Annotated in this window: 16 protein-coding genes; 7 read left to right on the top strand and 9 right to left on the bottom strand. The window is 53.3% G+C overall.

Annotation, left to right across the window (positions count from 1 at the left end; genetic code table 11):
- Positions 1 to 22: 22 nt before the first annotated feature.
- The 3 genes from P8S53_RS02215 to P8S53_RS02205 are packed head-to-tail and all read right to left on the bottom strand — an operon-like array spanning position 23 to position 5078.
- Positions 23 to 856 (bottom strand): phosphoadenosine phosphosulfate reductase family protein, encoded by an 834-nt coding sequence (locus P8S53_RS02215; protein ID WP_277805542.1) that lies wholly within the window; start codon positions 854 to 856, stop codon positions 23 to 25.
- The gene (locus P8S53_RS02210; RefSeq protein WP_277805541.1) at positions 853 to 4143 is read right to left on the bottom strand and encodes a hypothetical protein; all 3291 of its coding nucleotides are present in this window, start codon (positions 4141 to 4143) and stop codon (positions 853 to 855) included. Before P8S53_RS02210 ends, P8S53_RS02215 begins: the two co-directional genes overlap by 4 nt.
- Positions 4140 to 5078 carry a DUF4007 family protein gene (locus P8S53_RS02205; protein ID WP_277805540.1) on the bottom strand — a complete coding sequence of 313 codons (939 nt, stop codon included), beginning with the start codon at positions 5076 to 5078 and terminating at the stop codon, positions 4140 to 4142. The genes P8S53_RS02210 and P8S53_RS02205 overlap by 4 nt, the downstream gene beginning before the upstream one ends.
- A 79-nt stretch (positions 5079 to 5157) precedes the next feature.
- Here P8S53_RS02205 and P8S53_RS02200 point away from each other — a divergent pair, with 79 nt between their 5' ends.
- The gene (locus P8S53_RS02200) at positions 5158 to 6297 is read left to right on the top strand and encodes a cysteine desulfurase family protein (protein WP_277805539.1); all 1140 of its coding nucleotides are present in this window, start codon (positions 5158 to 5160) and stop codon (positions 6295 to 6297) included.
- Between the two features lie 144 nt (positions 6298 to 6441).
- Here P8S53_RS02200 and P8S53_RS02195 read toward each other — a convergent pair whose 3' ends face one another.
- From P8S53_RS02195 to P8S53_RS21395, 3 genes are all read right to left on the bottom strand, one after another.
- The gene (locus tag P8S53_RS02195) at positions 6442 to 6816 is read right to left on the bottom strand and encodes a type II toxin-antitoxin system HigA family antitoxin (RefSeq protein WP_277805538.1); all 375 of its coding nucleotides are present in this window, start codon (positions 6814 to 6816) and stop codon (positions 6442 to 6444) included.
- A 13-nt stretch (positions 6817 to 6829) separates the two neighbouring features.
- Entirely contained in the window at positions 6830 to 6985 is a 156-nt protein-coding gene (locus P8S53_RS21265; protein WP_306417822.1) for a type II toxin-antitoxin system HigB family toxin, read from the bottom strand.
- 1415 nt (positions 6986 to 8400) lie between these two features.
- Positions 8401 to 8646, bottom strand: coding sequence for a VOC family protein (locus P8S53_RS21395; RefSeq protein WP_373418513.1), 246 nt, complete (start codon positions 8644 to 8646; stop codon positions 8401 to 8403).
- Between the two features lie 452 nt (positions 8647 to 9098).
- Between P8S53_RS21395 and P8S53_RS21390 the strand changes: the two genes are divergently transcribed.
- The 6 genes from P8S53_RS21390 to htpX all read left to right on the top strand — a co-directional run bounded on the left by P8S53_RS21390 (position 9099) and on the right by htpX (position 16472).
- Positions 9099 to 9344, top strand: coding sequence for a helix-turn-helix domain-containing protein (locus tag P8S53_RS21390; protein ID WP_373418507.1), 246 nt, complete (start codon positions 9099 to 9101; stop codon positions 9342 to 9344).
- A 276-nt stretch (positions 9345 to 9620) separates the two neighbouring features.
- Complete coding sequence (locus tag P8S53_RS02185; RefSeq protein ID WP_277805536.1) at positions 9621 to 10370, top strand: hypothetical protein; 750 nt, start codon at positions 9621 to 9623, stop codon at positions 10368 to 10370.
- On the top strand, positions 10367 to 12502 hold the full coding sequence (locus tag P8S53_RS02180) for a Mu transposase C-terminal domain-containing protein (RefSeq protein ID WP_277805535.1): 2136 nt from the start codon (positions 10367 to 10369) through the stop codon (positions 12500 to 12502). Before P8S53_RS02185 ends, P8S53_RS02180 begins: the two co-directional genes overlap by 4 nt.
- A gap of 2 nt (positions 12503 to 12504) precedes the next feature.
- Positions 12505 to 13491, top strand: a complete 987-nt coding sequence (locus P8S53_RS02175) for an ATP-binding protein (RefSeq protein WP_277805534.1) — start codon at positions 12505 to 12507, stop codon at positions 13489 to 13491.
- Complete coding sequence (locus P8S53_RS02170; protein ID WP_277805533.1) at positions 13488 to 15281, top strand: TniQ family protein; 1794 nt, start codon at positions 13488 to 13490, stop codon at positions 15279 to 15281. Before P8S53_RS02175 ends, P8S53_RS02170 begins: the two co-directional genes overlap by 4 nt.
- A gap of 297 nt (positions 15282 to 15578) precedes the next feature.
- Entirely contained in the window at positions 15579 to 16472 is an 894-nt protein-coding gene (htpX, locus tag P8S53_RS02165; protein ID WP_277805532.1) for a zinc metalloprotease HtpX, read from the top strand.
- A 97-nt stretch (positions 16473 to 16569) separates the two neighbouring features.
- Here the strand turns inward: htpX and P8S53_RS02160 are convergent, their stop codons facing one another.
- The 3 genes from P8S53_RS02160 to P8S53_RS02150 form a co-directional block, all read right to left on the bottom strand.
- Positions 16570 to 17838, bottom strand: a complete 1269-nt coding sequence (locus tag P8S53_RS02160) for a phosphopantothenoylcysteine decarboxylase (RefSeq protein WP_277805531.1) — start codon at positions 17836 to 17838, stop codon at positions 16570 to 16572.
- A complete protein-coding gene (locus P8S53_RS02155; protein ID WP_277805530.1) occupies positions 17835 to 18929 on the bottom strand; it encodes a transglutaminase domain-containing protein in 1095 nt (364 codons plus the stop codon). Before P8S53_RS02155 ends, P8S53_RS02160 begins: the two co-directional genes overlap by 4 nt.
- A gap of 134 nt (positions 18930 to 19063) precedes the next feature.
- Positions 19064 to 19801: a metallophosphoesterase gene (locus P8S53_RS02150; protein WP_277805529.1), complete on the bottom strand. Its 738-nt coding sequence runs from the start codon at positions 19799 to 19801 to the stop codon at positions 19064 to 19066.
- Positions 19802 to 19868: the final 67 nt, after the last annotated feature.

Genomic DNA, 19868 nt, shown 5'->3' with positions numbered 1-19868 from the left:
GAAATCTCTATCTTGTATACAATTACTTATGGCAAGTCAGACAGGCTTTGGCTGCGCTGCCATACACATCATCCAAATCCAAAGTAGTGTCTGGGCGCAAGGGGTTCGCTTGCAGTCGCGTGCGTGCTCGGGCCACTCGTTTTTCGTGATCCTGCCTAATCTGTTCCTGCCGTTCTGGTTGCTCAAGATCGGCAAGTGATTCACCTTGGCTCCAAGTGAAGGGCGAGCCATGCTCAATGGCGTTTTTCTCATATCGCTTTGCTTCCTCGAAGGCGTCTGGATGTTCTTTTTTCAGACGCACCCACTCAATTTTCTGTTGGAAGAAACAGAACGTACAGCCACTGCGACTACGCCATTTGTAGTAATCTGGAAGTCCTAGGCCCGAGCCTTCAAGAATTTCGATGACCCCCGGCTTGTCGATACTGGCATCTTTGAACGGCAATCTGATCAGCAACTTCTCTTTGTTCGATTGATATCCCTGACGATACTCCTCATCACTGCGGATCGCGACATAGGAGATGACCGTTTCGCCAGCGTCTAGAAACTCGTGAACCCACTTTTCGAAGGGTCGTAGCTTGAGTTGGCGGGTGCACCATCGTGACTGTGCTGAGGGCAGATAGCTTTTGTAGCTTTTCAACCAATAGTCAAAGTCTCGATCAGGATTCAACCGAAGTATCGGTTTGCCGAGATAGCCCTCAAGGCGTGTCAAATACTCGTACACTTCGGGTAGCTCTTTGCCGGTATCGGTGAAGAAATAGTCGATCTCGATCTCTGGATGTCTCTGGCGCATGAAGATGGCCAACGCAGCACTGTCGCGCCCACCTGAGAGTCCTAAAACGTGTCGGGTAGTTGTCATGCGCGTTCTCCGACACGGCGTTCATCGCCAGCATTGAGGTATTTAGAGGTGACTTCAATCAAGGCCGCAAGAATGATTTCGCGTCGCTGATGATCTGCCTCGCTCAGCGTTCTATCAAGAGTGGCAGCAAGGGCTTCGACATCATCCCAGTCAACATCGGCCACTTGAAACTCGCTAAACAGCGAGTGCGCCGCGTTCTCTTTTCCGACCACTACGGCCATTGCATGACGCCCATCTTTGCGACCTTTTACTCGAGCGATGGTTTCTGTCTTCAAAAAGACTGCCGCAAGCTCCGTAAGGCCAACCGCTGCGCGTTCACGATCTCCATCATTCCAATCCCTAGGAAGCTTGTTAACCGCCACACCGGCGAGGCCTTCCATATCCTCACGCGTTCCGTGAAACTGTGTTAGCCGTCCGACGAAGGCTTCTAGACGCAAGTCGCCGCCGATGTGGCGAATATTGTCTGCACGGTCGCGCAAACTTTTGAATGCATCATCGCTTTGGCTTCGCACATCTAGCTCTTTGAGCATCAGGTCTTTCAAGTCATCGAGCACTTTTGGATAGGCGGCGCGCATTTCTGCCAGTGCATCCCTCAGCAGCAACGCAGTCGCATTTGCATCAAAGTTACCATCGGGTAGCGGCTTGGTTAGCCGTGGGAGATCATCAAACAAAAGTTTGTTTGGGTCACTCGCTCGTTTGAGAATTTCACGAACCTTAAGTGTTTGCGGAGAAAGAGACTGAGTTCTGGACGTCCACGGAACAAGCGCATCAAATTCGCCGATAATTGATCGAGCGACTATCAGTGGCTCAGTTGCCCCTTTGATCTTCAGGAGACTGCCGAGCCGCTCCAACGTATCTCCGACAAACCCCTCCATTTCAACACGGCGTAGACCAATGTCCTTGCTGTTTCGTGCTAGAAATTCGACACAAAGTTCATTAAAATTCGCTTGGAATATGCCTTCACCGTAGAGCGCTACGCGATCTCGGCGGGAGAGAATGTAAGCCACCAAGAATACCGGTGCGAGGCCAGCTTTCAACCCAATCGGGGTCTGGCCCCAAGCATGAATGATCTCATCAGCCCCAACCACGCCCTGTTCCGAAAGAAGTAAATTGTCCGCCGTGCGCCACAATGGGTACAGCGTGTCACCTTCCTTTGGAGCATTGTATTCGCCGTCCACATGAATTCCGGTTTCTTGCAGAAGAGAAATGTACAATCCTCGTTCGGCAGGATAGTTCTTGCCGTCAAATCCAAGATCAACTTCGGATCCACGCATTGCCATGCGTTTCATGAGTTTGGTTCGCGCGCTGACGGCATTTGAAGACGGTTCAGAGCAGTTTAACAACTCATTGCGGAGAAGTGGACCCTCGTTGAAAATTGCGTCAGCTAGGGCGGACAGCTGCTCGTTTAGGAGGCGCTTGGTTAGTCGTTGTGCTTCGTGGTCGACAACAAACCACTGACACTCGTCGATCAAGCCATTCAGAATTTCTTCTAACTTCTGGCGGACTTCCGCTATACGTGCGTCAATTTCCCGCCGTGCAATTGGATCCCCACGAAGTTCAGGAAAAGTCTTCTCCAAAGTGCTCAGTCCTGCAAGCTCTCGTGCAAGGTCGAGAAGTTTTGCGGCGTCAGCATGGTAGCCGATGATTAATGGAAAACAAGTTTGAGAACGTGCGGCACTTTCACACGCAGCGATAGTTTCGCTTTGGCTCTCTCCGTCCATCGGCAACGCAAACACGATGCGGCCAATGATGTCCTGGGCATATTTTGGTGGCTTGAAAGCTTCTAGCTCGGATACCGGTTCGATAGACATTTCAAACCACCGCATAGCACCCGTCTCTTCATGATGGCGCTTTGCCAGCATCGGCTGAAGGTCCGCTAACAAGCGAACCATATTGAGATCGATATCCGTAGGCTCTGAGAGAATTTCTCCCAACCGGGCTTCAACATTAAAATCGGAACCAGCATAAAGCACGTAGATTCCAGCATGCTTCCTATATACAATTTCTGATTGCTGCTCGAGACGCGTGAGTGCGGTTTCAATATCAGTGCGGTTGCTTTCGTGGAGCGAAATGGCAATCGTGTCGAGATTTGTTGCAAGCCCTGAGCGATCTCTGAGGAGTTCAAAAACCGCAATCGATTTCAACACCTTTTGCTCAAGATCGCTTGCACCGCGCGCGACGCACCGTTCAAGAACGTCATGCGCCAATGCCCAACGGCGCCCATCCGGTGAAGAAAGGATGGCCGCTTCAAAATTGGCTTGAAGGTAGTTCCACAAGAGATGGGGAGGGTAATATCCATCGACGGCTTCTTTCATTAGCGCGTCTTGCAATCCGTAGGGTTCAGCAGAACTCAGGAAAGAGAACACGCTCCGCTGGTTTTGTCCAAAACGTCGGCGCGAAAGCGGTCCTACAAGACACGCGGTAAGTGGATGCAGGGGGGCCGTTCGGGCAAGTTTGCCCGCCATTCGTTTTGCTTCGGTCTTTTTGCGTACCGGGCGCAATTGCTCAACGCAATCTTCTGCCAAGGGAATGGCTTTGCGGACAGCACGCTCATGCCCGAGCGCTTCGCCAATTAGCTCGACGGTCTCTTCAAGCGACACTGAAATCGAAATATCAACAAAGCGGCCCTGAATTTTTGCCCAAGAATCTCTCGCTTTGCGGCCCAAACGCTCCGCGTACTCCTCAAATGCTTGGTGCAGAATTCCAAGGAATACGAACTTTCCTTGGCTCCGCGCAGCAAGTTCCGCGATGTCTTGCAGGAGATGAAGATCACCTTCTCCATCTGCCGCTGCCTCTAACCCGCGACCCAATTCATCCATGATGAGGAGGAGACCACGGTCCGTGGTTCTCCGTTCTATTTCCTTGAGGATTTCTGAAGCATTTGAGGAGGATGGGAGATCGAGCAATTCTGCAAGCTGTACCGCCATGGAACGGCGCTCAGTGACCAATGGCAAAACATCCCATCGAGATGGAAAGTAGGGCAGAGCTGACTTCAAAGCAGCAATAACCGGTTCGCCAAACAACGCCGCCGCCTGCTCTCGGATATTCTTGGGTGCTCCGAAAAGGCATGCCAGCGCGACGGCTAGACTAGATTTACCTCCACCGTAGGGGCCGGTCCACGTAAACGCACCTTGCTCCGTATCAGAAATATGTGAAGCCATAAACGTTATGGCCGCTTGGAAAGATGCTGGGCAATAGAACCCGTCAATTGCTGTCGCAGATGCGTAGTCAGTGTCGATACGAACTGACCGACGAAATCTTGGCGTTATCATAACGGGATCGTTCATGCTTCCACCTTTGAGCGAGCATTCGTCAGGGTTTCGCGAAGTATACGCTGCTCTGTTTTCAGCAAACGTGGTTTGCGTCTAATGATCTGCCTTAGTCCTGCTGTCTCTGACCAAGCTAATGTCCCGCCCGAAATGTCGTCAAGCTGCTCAAGACGATTCACAATGTCGTCTTCGTCCAACAAAAAAACTCTACCCGGAGAGCCGCGTCCATAGGCGGCGTTTTCGAACGACATGGTAGCCTGCTCGGGTGCGAAAATTTCCCAGAACTCATTGATACAATAAAGGAATACCGAATTTGGAAGGCTCGATTTCCGTCCACGAGATAGCCGCGAACGATATTTGTCCATCGGTCTGATGAGGCCTAGTTCTGCAAGAATGGAATCCCCTGCTTCGCTTGAGCCGCGACCTCCAATATACGTACGCAGAAGGCACTGCAGGTCGCGATCAACTGTAGTCGAGGCCACACGATTCCATCCTTGTTCCTGCGCGAGCTTAAGGAGAGGAGAGACGATGTCCTGTCGAACAAAACTGCCGCCCCTAAACTCATTAAACAGCCAATACGCAGATGTGAGGTGGGGCCGGGAAGCTATATGCCAATGAAGAAGCCAAAGCGAGGCATCTTCTTCGAGGTAAGGGTCTGTACCATTTTTATCAAATAGCATGGCCCCAAGCCACGTTGTCAAAAGGCCATCGGCGGACTCCTCGAGTATTCCGGCTGCGGTCGCCCAATAGCGAATTGCCCCTACCATGTTTCTACCCACGCCAAAATGCGCGATAGCGTCCGGATCCCTGAAGACATGCACGGCGTGCTTGGCCGAGGGTGCTTCGTTCACGGCTCGATACGCTTTTTGCAGCCAACCATAGCGCAAAGGAAACGTCTCATGACCCGAAAAGCTCGGGCGATAGCTGTCTGATGTTAAGCCGTGTGCGCTCATTTGACCTCCTGGGGATAGTATCCAGTACGCAAATCAGCCATACTACGTACTGGAGAGTTCGTCCAGCATTGAGGGTGCCATGCAGGTTGGTGAAACTATATATCTTGACTATCAGGCTTCGACGCCCTCTGATCCGCGGGTTTTAAAAGTGATGGCCGAAGCGTCTGCGACGCTTTTTGCTAATCCGCATGCAGCAGATCATGCGCTCGGATGGCGCGCAGCCGCCGCCCTCGACATTGCTGCTAGCCAAGTTGGAAATCTCTTTGGTCTTCAGGGGGATGACGTGATTTTTACCTCTGGCGCGAGTGAAGCAAATGCGATGGTTATCCGCACTGCTCAAGCTATCGCGGGGCGATCAGGGAAAACTGAAATCCTGATCGGTGCCGGTGATCATGGGTCGATCATTAAAGAGGCTGAAGCTTGCGGCTTGGTCTCCCGCTTTATCGCTCTTGATGACAGTGGCGCTCCAGATCCAGCACATCTTAAAAACCTGTTAAGCGACGCGACGGCTCTCGTATCTATTGTGGGCGTGAACAACGAGAATGGTGCGATTGCGGATTTGGCGACGATTGCCGAGTTGTGTAGATCCAACGGCACGTTGTTTCATGCGGATTTGGCGCAAGCGCCTATTGCGTTGGATCTAGATTTGCTTGATCTCGATATCGCTTTGGTCACGATATCCGCTCACAAGCTTTACGGACCCAAAGGTGTTGGCGCGCTATTGACAGGCCCCGGTTCATCGGGATTGGTCCGGCCCGTTATTGCAGGTGCGGGCCAGCAAGGCGGTCGGCGTGGTGGTACTATGCCGACGGAGTTAATCGTCGGCTTTGGAGAAGCCTGCCGAATTCTCCAGTCGGTTGGGCAATCTGAGAGGGAAAGTTTGGCCACGATTAGAGGTCTCTTTGTTAGATGCCTCGAAGAAAAACAAGTCGCCACGTTGGTCGGGTCTTTGGAAAATAGGCATCCCGGGAATGCTTTGATGCGCTTTCCGGGCCGTAACGCTTCCGACCTCTTGGCACGCCTTCAGCCTCGGATCGCGGCTTCGACCCAGTCAGCCTGTTCGTCAGGATCCATCGAGCCATCTCACGTTTTGACCGCGATGGGCTTTGATCGTGAAATGGCGTCGGAGTGCATTCGCTTCAGTTTTGGAAGATTTTCTACTGAGCAGCAGGCGGCCATGGCTGTCCAGTTTTTGTCGGAGGCGCTCGCATCAACGTAGATGCGCAGCGGGCGGAAATGGACAATGTTGCTATGACCAATGTGCGGACAAACTGCTGTTCAAACCTATCGCTTGGGAACAAAAACTCGACGAAGTGAGCACTTGGCCAAGCGCTGCGAGTAATGTGGATCTGCTTCCGATGAATCATTCTGCCGCGGCGAGGTGGTAGGGCTTCACAAGACAGTCTGCCGGAATGTGCCACTCGCTGCTCAGCTTGTGAATCATGTCCACTGTCAGGGCACGTTTGCGGTTCAGCACCTCGGATGCGCGAGGACGCGATCCGAGCAATGCCGCCAGATCGGCTTGGGTGCGCGCCGTGGTCTCCATATGCGCCTTGAGCAGATCAATCGGCTCCATCGGCTCAACAGGAAAATGCTTGCCCTCGTAGTGCTCAACAAGGTCCACGAGGATATCAAGTTCATCGCCTTCGGGCGTGCCGGGTTCCTTGCCCCAGAGGGCGTCGATACGGGCAAGAGCGGCGGTCAGATCGTCGTTCGTGCGGATCGGTCGGATTTCCATGATGTCGCTCCTTTCAGAATTTCGAGACGGTCAAAGCGTCTATGCGGTCATAGTCGGCGTGCGTGCCGATGAATTTCACGAAGGCTACCTCGCGGCCAAAATCGAAGGCGCAGATCATGCGGAAGTCGCCCCCGGCTACCTCGAAGCGGACACGTTCGGCGTTCAGCACCTTGGCCTTGGAAAAGGCTGCTTAAACATCGCCGGTCGAGGTCCACACGGCTGCGGTCGCCACCCGCAGCCAGTGTTCAAGAGAAGCGCGGGCAGCGGGGTTTTTTGCCCCGAACTCGACAACCGCTCGCTTTGCAATGATCCTCATAACACCTCTTTGTTCCCAAATTGAGAATACAGGTGGGGGGAAGGCTGTCAAGGACATGCTCCCATACTGGGAACATAGGCAAAACCCGGACGTTTTTGTTCCTGACCGAATCCACCGTTTTTGACCTCCTATTTGTGACCAGAGGTTATTTTCCCAACCGTCCGGCGGCTATGCGAGAAATTATGTTGAAAAACTCCGTTGCGTGAAAAATACCTCTGAAACTTGGAATTATGTTCTCGCCACAGATCATTTGGAAAGCCTTGCTTATAATATTGCGCTTTCACGGGAAGAAATTCCGACGGTCCGACTTGTGGTGACGAAAAGGCGAGTTTTTCAACAATATACGAGATGAAGCGGACGTTCGCACCGGGTGGCCCTCTATGGAATAGACATAGCGCTTGCTATAAAGACATATGACACGGGAAACCGCCCATTATGGCATGTCAGGTTCCGGGCGAACACGATGTGCAATAGCCTGCCGTAGTTCTACGCCTTCGGCACGGCCGCGCCGGTAGCTTTCCTCGTGACCATTTGGCAGGTCATCTGCAAACGAGTTTCTTTCAAGCAAACCATCAGAGATGCCTTTCTTATGCGAAAGGCCGTGGCCGTGGGGGATATTTCGTTCGGGCATAACTCGCTCCATCATTGGAAAACAGTTCTTGTTTCAGCCTCTTCTCGCGTGTCAGCAAAGAATGGAACTCCTACCTGACCGTCTCGCTTGTCTGATTGTCGAGCCGACATAGCCGCTTCGCGGCTTGAGTAGGGACCGGCTATGATCCACGAGCCGGGTGGTTGTGGGGTTGTCTGCCTATACCAGTACCAATATGGCATATTTACTCCCTCCTCGGCTCCTTAAGTTCAGGACCCATTGTTTGGCTTGATGCCACCGCTCACTGCGAGGCTTGACCGCAGGTACTTCGACAATAGTGCGCTTTCGGCAGAAGGCCGTGTCTCGCCGACCCGAGCAACCTTAGCAGGCACTGCATCAGTATAGTGTTTTGTCGGTATAGTTCACGAGAAATATGGCATCAAAGTTTGACGGCAAGAGCTTCCGGCGGCGGGCAGTTACCGATTGGCTGACCGGCTGACCGTCTGCTTAGGGCTCGTCACGACGGTCGCCCCGGACAAAACCTAGGCGTTTCTGTCCGGGGCGCAATCGACGTATTTGTCCCACATGTTGTGACCATAGGTTTTTGTTCGACAGCAGCGGTTCGTGGAGCGCGCGACGAAATCCAGCGTCGAACTGGTTTACCTCTCAGCGAATTGCTTCAGTCGTATTGCACGACCTCAATCTCAACCCCATCCGCATCATAGAAATAGAACCGGCGCCCAGGGTCATAGTCGGCATGTCTATGAGACTTAAACCCGAGGGCTTCAACCTTCGCCTCAACCGCGTCCAGATCATCCACCACGACGCCCAAATGGTTCATGCCGCCGCGGGTTTGGTAACTTGCATCAGCTTTCGGTACGGTCTGATCAGGGTCCGGCCCCCTGTAAACGGCAACGTAGCCTATTAATCAAGTTTACTCTGCAAGGCCGAAAATTGATCCGTATCCAGCGGTAGTGGTGCTGTCGGCAGACACGCTGCTGATAGCGAAAAACGTCACCTTATTGCTCGAACTCCGTCAAGTTAATCCGCAACGCGAGCTGAGTTGTCTCGTAGCGCGCACCGCAAACTTTTATCAGTCGTCGGCCTATCGTGCCGTAATTTTGCAGATCAGTACGATGATTTAATTTGTCCCACGCAGTCGTGCCGCAACCACTAAAATTTCCAAAGAATCAGATACTTATTTATGTGACTGTCTAATCTAGCTCTGGGAGTTTACCGTAACTATATGAAATATATGAACTTTTCATGATTTCATGTGGACAGCTGCGAATCAGAGTGTAGGATGATTCGCGAATCAGTATCATCCATCGGGCAGCTTTCCCGGCCGGAATATAGTCTAACTATGGAGAGATTATCTTGGCGGCGCATTTAGGAGCGAGAGCCTTGAGGCACGAAGAAATCAAGAGGAGCCTCAAGGCGGCAGGAAGCTCGATAACGGACATAGCAGATGAGCTTGGCATTGCACCAAGCACAGTCACAATAGTTTGCCAGGGCCACCGCGTCAGCGACCGCATCCAACAGAAGGTGGCAGAAAGATTATCAACAACTGCTGAGGAGTTATTTCCAGAGCGATATCCTAGACACAAAACACCTAGTTTGTAACGAGGCTCTCGAAATCGAAACTCAGGATTCAAAAGTTCCTGCATGATTGGCAGAAGCAGCAACATCGGAAAGGATCAGATATACCCTAGTTACAATACAGCTAAAAATGAGTCAGGGGATGCTGTTGGCACAGCACCCCCTTAGATGAACTTTATGATCCACCTCTGTACTGGGATCTTGTTCGCTCATTTTTTTGGAGAAGTCAAGCGCTTCGAAGCTCGCGAGGGCCTTGCGAAGCGGTTGGCAATCGCAATCCAAATTTGAACAGGAAATACGATGTTTAATGAAAACAATACCTTGTGCACGCCACAATCTGAAGCAGTGAAGTCGTTCTCGGACGCTGGCTGCAGAGACCCGCGTCGGATCGGAGTACTGCTGCCAAGCCGAGCAACACGTAAAATCAACTTCAGGTCGCGCGTCAGCGGTCGCGCCTCGTTGGTCAGGCTGCGCCGGTATGATCAGCGATTGGTCCACCTTGTCGCGGAAAGCGTGATGGAAATCCGTTGTGTGAATTTGCTCATGTCACGACGAGACATCGTCGATATTTGGGATCAACCGGCACCTGTCAAGTTCACCAGAAGCAATGGTAAGACTGGCAGCCACACATTCGACTATCTTGTGAAGCTCGCCTCCGGCGAGCGCGTCGCCATTGCCGTCAAGCCTTATGAAAGAGCCTTCAGAAGTGGTTTCAAACATGAATTGACTCGTGTTGCCGAAGCCATGCCTTCTGGATTTGCAGATACTGTGCTGCTTCACACCGAGCAGGATTTTCCACCCTTTCTAGCCGTCAACGCGGCGCGGATGTGCGAGTACGTCAAGAACCCAGATCCTGAAGCAGACGAGGCGCTTCTCTCAACTGCGCACAAAATTCACGGCCGCATCAGGCTCAGCGGCCTTGTTGAACTTTCAAATCTTGGGGCGCGTGCGCATAGGGCTGCTCATCGCTTGCTTTATGACGGTTATCTAAAACAGGTCACTCCGGGCATTATCACGCCAGAGACGATGATCGAAGGAGGCAAACTATGAACCTCTTTAAATACAACCCCGATGACAAGCTGGTTCTGAATAATGTAGAATATCGTCCGATTGAGCAGTCATCGACGCATGTCTCTCTCGCTCGACTAGATAATGAAAACATAGTTGAGTCTTTTACTTACATGGAATTGGAAGAGCTCAGACGTCAAAACTGTCTGAGGTATCATAAATCTGCACTTGGTGTACGAACCGCAGCTTCCGCGGCAAACTTTGGCTGCGCTGAGTTTTTAACCGCAACCGAAGAAGCCCGCAGCCGCGCTACCTGGATGTGGTTTGTCTGTTGGCATATTAAGGAGCTGAATGACGCCGGAGAGCTAAAGCTCACTGACGACGATCTTGAGGCAAACAAATCAAAGCTGTTTTCACTGATTAATCAGACAGAACTAGAAAGACATAGTTTGGGACGCAAGCGCCGCAGTGGCGAAAGATTGCCTTTACGTGAGTTGCCATCCACACGCACTATTCGTCGGAATCACACGAAACTAAAAAAGGCTAATTATGATATACGGGTGCTTTTGCGTCGGTCGCCTGCCAACCTGTGTGTATCCCCAAAATTTTGTCAGGAAACAGAAGTAATTCTTGATGACTGCGTTCGGCTATATGCCAGCCGTCAACGGCCAACAAAAATGGCCGTCGTTGAAGCAACGAAGGCACGATTCAGACGAGTGAATGTTGAGCGAACAGAAGCCGGTGCAAGCCCACTTCATTGTCCGTCAGCCTCGACAATTGTGCGTAGAATAAACAAAACTGATCCCTTCACGGTCGCTTGCGAACGCCACGGACTTGACATGGCGAGGATGCAATTTGCGAGTTCTCATGAGGGAGTGAGCGTTCTATATCCCTTGGAGCGTGTCGAAATCGATGAATGGGAATGTGATGTTATTACATTCTTCTCAAGCCTTGGTATTCTAAGAGCACTTCCAAAGGAAGTCCGTGATCAAATTCCAACCGGTCGACGGCAAATTTATGTAGCAATCGATTGTGCGACAAGGTGCATTGTTGGGCTTTATATTGCGAAAACTCAATCGGCAGAAGGCGCCAAGAAACTATTAGGGATGATTATCGCCGAAAAAACACATATTGCCCGCGCTGCAGGCGCACAGTCGGATTGGGCGATGTACGGAGGAATTTCAACGATTGCTTGTGACACGGGCTCCGCGTTCAGGAGTAACGAATTCATCTTTTCGGTAAACGCTCTTGGGATCGATATCGTTTTTCCTCCCGTGAAAATTCCAGAGCTTCGGGGACGGGTCGAACGGGTTTTCGGCACTTTTTCTACAAATTTGATGCCAAACTTGTCTGGGCGCACGTTCTCAAATCCGCTCGAGCGAGGAGACTATGACAGTGAAGGGCAAACAACATTAGACGATGATGATCTGCTTAAGATCTTGGTGTGTTATGTCGTCGATTATTATCACAACCGCCCACACCGTGGACTTGGAGGGCAAACCCCCGCGAACCGGTGGAAAGAACTACAAGGCCAGATGACTGTTTCACCGCCACCAGATGCCTTCTCGAAGCGAAACGCCTTGGGTATTGAATTCGAAAGAGTTATATCAGATCGCGGTATCTGCCTGTTTTCAAACTATTATTCATCTCCGAAACTTGAGGCATTCTGGCGACTTCGTAGAGGGCACAAGAAGGTCCGTGTAATTCTTGATCCGGAAGATATAGGGCATATTTCCGTTCTGCTAGACGGTAAACCTTATCAGCTTCAAGCGGTCAACTTGGGCGCATTGGATGGTTTGGCGTTGGCAGATTGGGTCGAGGCTCAGCGTGTTCTTCGAGAGAAATACGCACAGGAGGCTGAGCTTACATGCGATGTTCGGGATGCGGCAATTCGTCGGATTATTGAAATTGACCAAAGCGCGCGAGTCAGAGCTAACCTGACACCCCAAGGCCTGTCGACCGAGCAGATCAAGCACCTCGAGCAGACTCTGTCGCGTGGGACGACATTCTGGCAAGCCGAAGTTGCGACCCAATCTTCAAGCGACGGACTGTTCGGCAACGAAGTTGTTCCATGGTCGCCGGAGCAGAACAGTGAAAGCTCTGTGGGAGAGACACAGGTGCCGGAGATCGATGACTGGCAGGATCAAAGCGAAAACTGGAATGTGGAGGAATAAACATGTCTGACCCACATAAAAATATCAGCGAAACTGTAACTCGGCTGCGTGGCATGTTCATCCGGCATGATCGATATTCGATCCTCGAAGCTGAGTTTGACCGACTGCTTTACCAACGTCGTGCTGCGCAGGAGGCAGGCGCTGTTTCGGAAGCACCTGGTCTCGCACTTATCGGTGGATCCGGCTCAGGAAAGTCCACGGCGCTGCGCTGGTTGTTTGCACGGCACAAAGCCCTGCGACCCCTCAGCTCAGAATACGAGCACGCAGACGTTGCGAGTTTTATGGTGCCATCGCCAGCAACGTTGAAGCAAGTTGGTACCTCTTGTCTGCATGGCCTTGGGTATCCTTTGCGACGAAGCGCTACGGCTGGCTATATTTGGAGCCTCGTACAAAACTCGCTTTGCCAGCGACAAGTACTTTTTCTGCACCTTGATGAAGCCCAGGATTTGCACATCAATCAAAATCGACCGGAAAGACAAGCGGTTGTAAACACTTTAAAATCCCTCATGCAAAATGCGGATTGGCCTACTGGATTGATCCTCAGCGGAATGCCATCACTCAAGCATCTGTTGAATCAGGACGCCCAGTTGGCCCGGCGAATTTCAGTTTTGCATTTCCGACCTCTGGACCCGGCGATCGATCTAAAATCCATTGCGGGGTTGGTGAAGACATACGCTGACGCAGCTCAAATTCTGGCGGATTCCTCGTCTTTGACGCCGGAATTCACGCGTCGAATTTTGCATGCGGCTGCGTCTGAATTTGGCTTAGTTGTGGAGCTGATCATCGGTGCCATCGAAGATGCAATGCTTCGTCAAAAACAAGTTTTTGGTCCACAGAATTTTGCCAGTGCTTTCCGGCGACGATCAGCCTGTATCGACGATCTCAACCCCTTTTTGCGCAGCGACTACTCATCCATCGACGCACGGCTGGTGCTGACGAATGATAGCGATCTTGGGCACGAGCTGATGGTCGGTGGGCAATCGAAATGACGCGGCTCGCTTTGAACCTGAAGCCTCAGAAGGACGAGACAATCATGTCGTTCGTATCGCGCCTGGCGGCCAAAAATGGACCGAGTTGTGTGCAAGACTTCTGCCTAGATCTGGGGTTAAACTGGCGGAAGTTAATCTATTCTGATGACGCTGAACTCAGTAAGTTGGCAACTCTCACTGGCATCGACGAAAGTGAGTTGATGCCCATGGCCTTGGTTGAAATTGATCGGCGGCGCTGCCTATTGCATGGACAACTCGTGGCCTCGCGGAGTTTTCTGCGGAGCGAACAAAAGCTCTGTCCGGCTTGTGTACACGAAGATAAAGAAAACAGCGGAACGTTTGGAGTGTTTGGTCGACGGGAATGGATGCTTACGTCATTCCGTATTTGTCCGATCCACAGCTGTCAGCTAGTTACGCTACCTACCGCCGTTTTCCCGCATCATCCCTGCGACTTTTTCCGCAGATATGAGGCGGGTTACGGGCAGACAGTTGGTCAAATGAGTGAATCAGGCACAAGCCAATCTTCCATTTGGGAATGCTATCTCCGCGAGCGTTTATCGGGAATAATCGGTGACAGATGGATCGACCAGTTTGACTTAGATGCTGCAATGAGGATCGCTCAGAACTTTGGTGTATTGCTGGCGCACGGATCGAGCGCACGAGAGGCAAAGCTTAGCCAAGCGGAGCTTTCACAGGCTTGCCACGCAGGTTTTGTCGCAACATCTGAGGGCGTAGGTAAAGTTGTTTCAGCCATGACCAGCGTCTATGAAAAATCGCCGAGCAAGGCTCAAGGTTTTTTTACCGATTTCGGTTTGTTTTCGAGATGGTGCGCCAGAGTTTTTGAAGATGAGCGATACGCGCCGATGATCGACGTGTTCACCCAGTTCGCCTTCGAAAACTACCCTGTTTCAACAGGGGACACGATTTATGGTCGGGTTTGCAAAGGGCGCAAATGGCACAACTGTAGCAGCGCGGCCGAAGAGTTTGGCGGAACTGCCCAGCGGATCTCAAAGATAGTCGAGATCTTGGGTCTTGGAGAAAAAAGACCCGGGAAAGATCGCATTTTCCGTGCTGAAGATGCAAAGGATGCTCTTCCAGATCTGCTCCGGTGCATACCGCGCATTCAGTGCATTCATCGGCTTGGGATCGCAGGATCTCTTTTTGATCGACTTGTCCAGCGCAAGTTCATTCAACCGAAGTATGACCTCCCAAATGTTGCGCCGTTATACGACCCGGACGAAATTGATGGTTTTATGTCCAGCGCTCGAGAGAACACCAGATTAGTTTCTGCGCCTTCCAAAGGCGTGCTGGATCTGAAAACTGTATGTAGTGCAGCCGCCTGCTTTACAGACGAGGTTTTAACCCAAGTGCTGGCGGGAAATCTGAAAGAAGCGGAGTGGGTTGAAACTGAAACTGGACTGGGGGCGCTACGCTTCAAGCTTGAAGATGTACGAGATGCTCTCGAGGTTGAACCAATCGCTGACCTAACAAAAAATGAAGTGAGGTCGGCGTTGTGTGTGAACGCCCCAACGGTCAAAATGTTGATTGATAGCAATAAACTGAAATCCACGGTGAGCCGTCATACTCGGAGTCGGCGGCCAAGGCGCGTTGTGAAGAGATCCGAAGTGGACAAGTTTTTGGTGGAATATGTTTCGCTGGGTGAATTGGCGAAAAAGGAAGGAATTCAAGCAAACTGGGTTGCCGCCAAGTTAGCGAGAGACAACATCTTTCCAATCGATCTTCCGTCGGAGTACAGTAAGCTATATATTCGCTCGACAATCGAAGCTTAGCCGCATTTTTGGAGCCTTACCGTGTAACCGGCCCTACATCAGGCCGGTTTTTTGTTGCTTGGATGGCGATGGACAAGAACTTTGATTCCAGTGTCCACTACGACGATTCATTCCTGATGTGAGTGTCATGAAAACAATGACTTACAAAACTACAGAGGCCAACGCTCGTGACTCCTCACAAATTGTGTTTTGAACAATGCCGCATATGTGGCCTGCTGCATCGATGCATGCGCGACAGATCTTGCAAGCCGGTTCAGGTCTGCCCATATCCAAGCCATTGCTGAAGGGGGCGTTTCGATGACAGGTTATCTAAAGACCACCATGCTGATGGCAGCCATGACCGCGCTGTTCATGGGTGTGGGCTATGCGATTGGCGGCGGCGCGGGTTTGCTGATCGCGCTGGCGGTGGCGGCAGGTATGAATGCCTTTGCCTATTGGAATTCGGACAAGGCCGTTTTGCGGATGCACAACGCGCAGGAATGCAACAGCCAGGTCCACCCTGATTTGCAACGTCTGGTTCACAAGCTGGCCGATGATGCCGGAATGCCCCAGCCGCGCGTCTATGTCATCGATCAGGACCAGCCAAACGCGTTTGCCACAGGGCGCAACCCCGAAAACGCCGCTGTGGCTGCCACTACAGGGCTGTTGCAGCGTATGTCGCGCGACGAGATTGCCGCCGTGATGGCGCATGAACTTGCGCATATTCGCAATTATGACACCTTGATCATGACGGTCACCGCAACCTTTGCAGGGGCCATTTCCATGTTGGCCAATTTCGCGCTGTTCTTTCGCGGCGGGCGCAATCAGGGTGCAGGTGGTGCGATTGCCATGATTGCGGTTATGATTCTGGCGCCGCTGGCGGCCGCAGTGGTGCAGATGGCGATTTCGCGCTCGCGCGAATACGAGGCAGACCGCGTGGGCGCGGAAATTTGCGGCAATCCGCTATGGCTGGCATCGGCACTGGAAAAGATACAGGGCTTTGCATCGCGCATCGATTATGACCGCGCCGAACAGAACCCGCAGACCGCGCATATGTTCATCATCAACCCGTTGCATGTGCATAAGCGTGACAAGCTGTTTTCGACCCACCCGAATACCGAAAACCGCATTGCAGCGCTTGTGCAACTGGCACAGGAAAACGGCATAACACAAGCCGCGCCCCAGCCGCGTGCGGGCAATCCATGGGGCTGAGGGCTTAGATTCCCGATTGCGGGGTCGTTCCGGCCTGAAGGGGACGTTGGGAAACATTCAAAGCCCCCTTCAGGCCAAGAATTGAACCGCATGGCGGCTATTCAGCCGCCATCTGTTGCGGCTGCGGGCCCACCAGCGCCTCCAGATAATCCGCGATTGCGCTTGCGATCTGTGCCTTGCCGTTCACCGGCGTCACGCTGCCTGTGCGCACCATCAGCGCACGTTGTTCGCGCCCGCGCGTGTCTTCGCCGCGTGTGGCCACCACAAGGCCCGCACGGTCCAGCCGCTTGGACGCCACGCGGATCAATTCATCCTCGGTGACTTTCTCCAGATATTTGAACGCCACTGTATGCATCTGCGGGCCTGCTGCCATCGCCAGATCAATCACCTTTTCGGTGGGTGCCAGCATCAGCGGGTATTCATCTGCCCCCGATACGATCTTGCCATCCACAACCTGTTTGGGCCGGTAATCCGCGACACCGGCGGAAAACACCCCGGCGAACAGCCCCTGTCCCACACGCTCCAGCACCATATCGCGATACTCGTCATAGGTGCGCGCAATCGTCAGCTTCATAGGCGCCGATGGCCGCCACGCCCCGTCCCCCAGCAGCAATTCCGCATCTGCGCCGCGCCATGTCAGTTCTTCGGCAATATCCGCGCCCAGACGGCCACGGAAGCGGTTCACAATACGGCGCACCCCGTCGATGGGCACTGGCGTTGGCCCTGCCGTCACCATGATACGCTTGCCACGCAGCGCAGATGTCGACAATGCGCGCCCCACTGCGGTGCATATCACTGCCGTATCGGGCAGGTTATGCTTGCCATAGGCATTGCGCGGGGCAATGAACTGCACGCCTTGCGCGGCCAGTTTGCGGGAATTTTCCACAAGCTGGCTGTTATGCATGGACCCGTGCATCGTGGGTGCGACCAGAATGCTGGTGCGCCCCTGTTCCATCCGGCCCAGCGCCGAAATCAGCGCCGATGTCACCAGCGTGTCGCCAATGCCTGCGGCCATCTTGGCAATGGTGTTATGCGTGGCAGGTGCCACCAGATACGCATCAAAGGGCGCATCATCCGACAAGTGCTCTGCGCGCCATGTCAGCCCGTCCACAACCTGCCCCAGACAGGCCCATTCCAGCGCTTCACGCGCGACATAGCGCAACGCATCTGCACTGACGAACGCCACCACATCGGCCCCGTGGCGGCGCAGCCCGCGCGCAATTTGCGGGGTTTTCATGGCCGCGATCCCGCCAGTGACCAACAACGCGACCCGCTTGCCCGCCAGCCGTGTCGATGCGGGCGGCACGTCATGGTCGCCCATATCGCTGGGTGTGGGGGCCGAAAAGTCCCAGTCAAACAATGTCATGCAACGCGTCCGCCTTGGTGTTCATCTGCCTGCAAATCCGGATGATCCGCCGCAACCCATTTCTGCCAGCATCCCTGCGCACGGTCCAGCCGCGTGTTCAATGCCTCGAACTGCATGGGGGAGAAGCGGCTTTTCTTGCTCATTTCCTCGTTCAGATGCGGGACGACCGCGATGTCGAACATGTCCAGCCCATCATGCGAATGCGCAGGGCTATAGGGCGCACCGTTGGAAATGCACGCAGGCAAAAGGAAATCAAAGCCGGGAATCTGTTCCAGATAAATGCGCATGCTGTCATCGTTATAGGACGAATCAGCCGCATGCCAGCGCCCGCTCAGTTTGACCGCACCGAAATAGTGCCGCACTTTCGGGCGCATCATCGGCAACCACGCATCTGGCATCAGTTTGCCCAGAACGCTCATTTCCATGGGCACTTCGGCAAAACCTGCCTCCAGCCCGCAAGCGCGCATCAGCGCAACCTGCAAATTGGCTTTGGTGGTGCACATGCCCGACCCGCGCGCCAATGTGTCCGATGCACGTTCCTGCCAGTTCCCGAAACGGTAGGGCATGGCCTGAACGAACGCGAATACTGCTTGCGCGGTCGCTTCTTCGGTTGTGCGCAGCAGGCGGGCTGCGCGCCTGCGAATTGTGGGGTGGTCCACATCGCACAGGGTTTCGGGGTCCGGCAGATCGCGCGGGGGTGTCGATGCGGCAACCGCACGTTCGGCGGCAGACAGTGCCCCGTCAAGCGCTGTGCGCAGATAGCTGTGCGCGCGCTTCAGCCAATGCGCACTGGCCATGTCCAACACCCAGATCACAGCCTGCGCCCCTTTGACCGTCAGCGGTTGTGCAAGGTCGCGAAAATGACATCCGGGGCTTAGCCAGCCGTGGTCATGTGTCAACACACCCTGAAGCAGAATGCAAAGCTGGTCGGACGAAGGCACAGACAAGGTTTGCCCTTCGGTCAATGTCTGAATTTTGCCATGCTTGAATACCGACTGTGCAGAACTGCCCAGATAAAGACCTAACAAACTGTCGAAAAAGTATCCCTCAGAAACAGTGACGTTCTGTGAAAAGTCGAATTTATGCAGCATTGAGATTGTCCCCTATATGGCCGTTGCTGTAACGCCGACATCGATTCGCGGCGTTTGGCACAACTATAGGTTACAAATCGGGGGAAAATTAACCCTTGTTTAACCAAGGTCAATGGAAGTCATTGAAATATCTTCTATCGTGGCAAAAGTGGCACGCGCCCCGATTCCGTCAATATAAAGACTTGCCGCCCTTCGATCACGGCGACCGTCAGCGGCCCGCCATACCCTGCGCGACTGTCCAGATTAACCCTGTTGCGATAGTGCATCGGGCATGGAATTGCCGTGTGCCCATGCACCACCAACGGGCCGTGATCGCGCGTGTCCATCAGGAACGGGTCGCGAATCCACAGCAAATCCTGCTCGGCCTGTTGGGGCAAGGGCACACCGGGGCGAATGCCTGCATGCACGAACAAGGCATCGCCATGGTGATACATCAGGGGGCAGGAGTCCAGAAACGCAATATCCTCGGGGGGAACCTGCGCCAGTGCATTGGTGCGCACCGTCTTGATGTGAAATGACGTCGGACGATACAGCCCATAGGACATAAGCGTTTCTGCACCGCCAATCAGCGGATCCAGATAGGTCAGTCCCTCGCGGATATTGGGGTCGCGCCAGCCTGCATCTGTCAGAAAACGGGTGAAAAGCCGGTCATGGTTGCCCTTCAGCACCACCCATGGCGCGCCCCCGCCGACACCTTCGCGCAGCAGGCGGATCACGCCTGCGCTGTCCGGCCCCCTGTCCACCAGATCACCCAGATGGATCACCGGCGCATCAGCGTCACGGCAGGCCTTGCGGTCATGTTCGATCAGCGCATGGGCCTGTTGCAGCAGCCCCACTTGCCCGTGAATGTCGCCAATCGCATAACTGCGCATAGGAAATCCCCTGCTTTTGTCCGGTGCCAAAGAACAGGGGCAATCGTCCCGGGTCAACCCCGGGACG

Source organism: Roseinatronobacter sp. S2 (assembly GCF_029581395.1).
GTDB lineage: Bacteria > Pseudomonadota > Alphaproteobacteria > Rhodobacterales > Rhodobacteraceae > Roseinatronobacter.
This window is presented reverse-complemented; position numbering and strand designations above follow the sequence as displayed.

What these genes read in the sequence shown, in the direction of transcription:
- P8S53_RS02215 (WP_277805542.1), bottom strand. Translation starts at nt 856, where the DNA reads ATGACAACTACCCGACACGTTTTAGGACTCTCAGGTGGGCGCGACAGT.
- P8S53_RS02195 (WP_277805538.1), bottom strand. Translation starts at nt 6,816, where the DNA reads ATGGAAATCCGACCGATCCGCACGAACGACGATCTGACCGCCGCTCTT.
- P8S53_RS02200 (WP_277805539.1), top strand. Translation starts at nt 5,158, where the DNA reads ATGCAGGTTGGTGAAACTATATATCTTGACTATCAGGCTTCGACGCCC.
- P8S53_RS02155 (WP_277805530.1), bottom strand. Translation starts at nt 18,929, where the DNA reads ATGCTGCATAAATTCGACTTTTCACAGAACGTCACTGTTTCTGAGGGA.
- P8S53_RS02150 (WP_277805529.1), bottom strand. Translation starts at nt 19,801, where the DNA reads ATGCGCAGTTATGCGATTGGCGACATTCACGGGCAAGTGGGGCTGCTG.
- P8S53_RS02205 (WP_277805540.1), bottom strand. Translation starts at nt 5,078, where the DNA reads ATGAGCGCACACGGCTTAACATCAGACAGCTATCGCCCGAGCTTTTCG.
- P8S53_RS02175 (WP_277805534.1), top strand. Translation starts at nt 12,505, where the DNA reads ATGTCTGACCCACATAAAAATATCAGCGAAACTGTAACTCGGCTGCGT.
- P8S53_RS02170 (WP_277805533.1), top strand. Translation starts at nt 13,488, where the DNA reads ATGACGCGGCTCGCTTTGAACCTGAAGCCTCAGAAGGACGAGACAATC.
- P8S53_RS02160 (WP_277805531.1), bottom strand. Translation starts at nt 17,838, where the DNA reads ATGACATTGTTTGACTGGGACTTTTCGGCCCCCACACCCAGCGATATG.
- P8S53_RS02210 (WP_277805541.1), bottom strand. Translation starts at nt 4,143, where the DNA reads ATGAACGATCCCGTTATGATAACGCCAAGATTTCGTCGGTCAGTTCGT.
- P8S53_RS02180 (WP_277805535.1), top strand. Translation starts at nt 10,367, where the DNA reads ATGAACCTCTTTAAATACAACCCCGATGACAAGCTGGTTCTGAATAAT.
- P8S53_RS02185 (WP_277805536.1), top strand. Translation starts at nt 9,621, where the DNA reads ATGTTTAATGAAAACAATACCTTGTGCACGCCACAATCTGAAGCAGTG.
- htpX (WP_277805532.1), top strand. Translation starts at nt 15,579, where the DNA reads ATGACAGGTTATCTAAAGACCACCATGCTGATGGCAGCCATGACCGCG.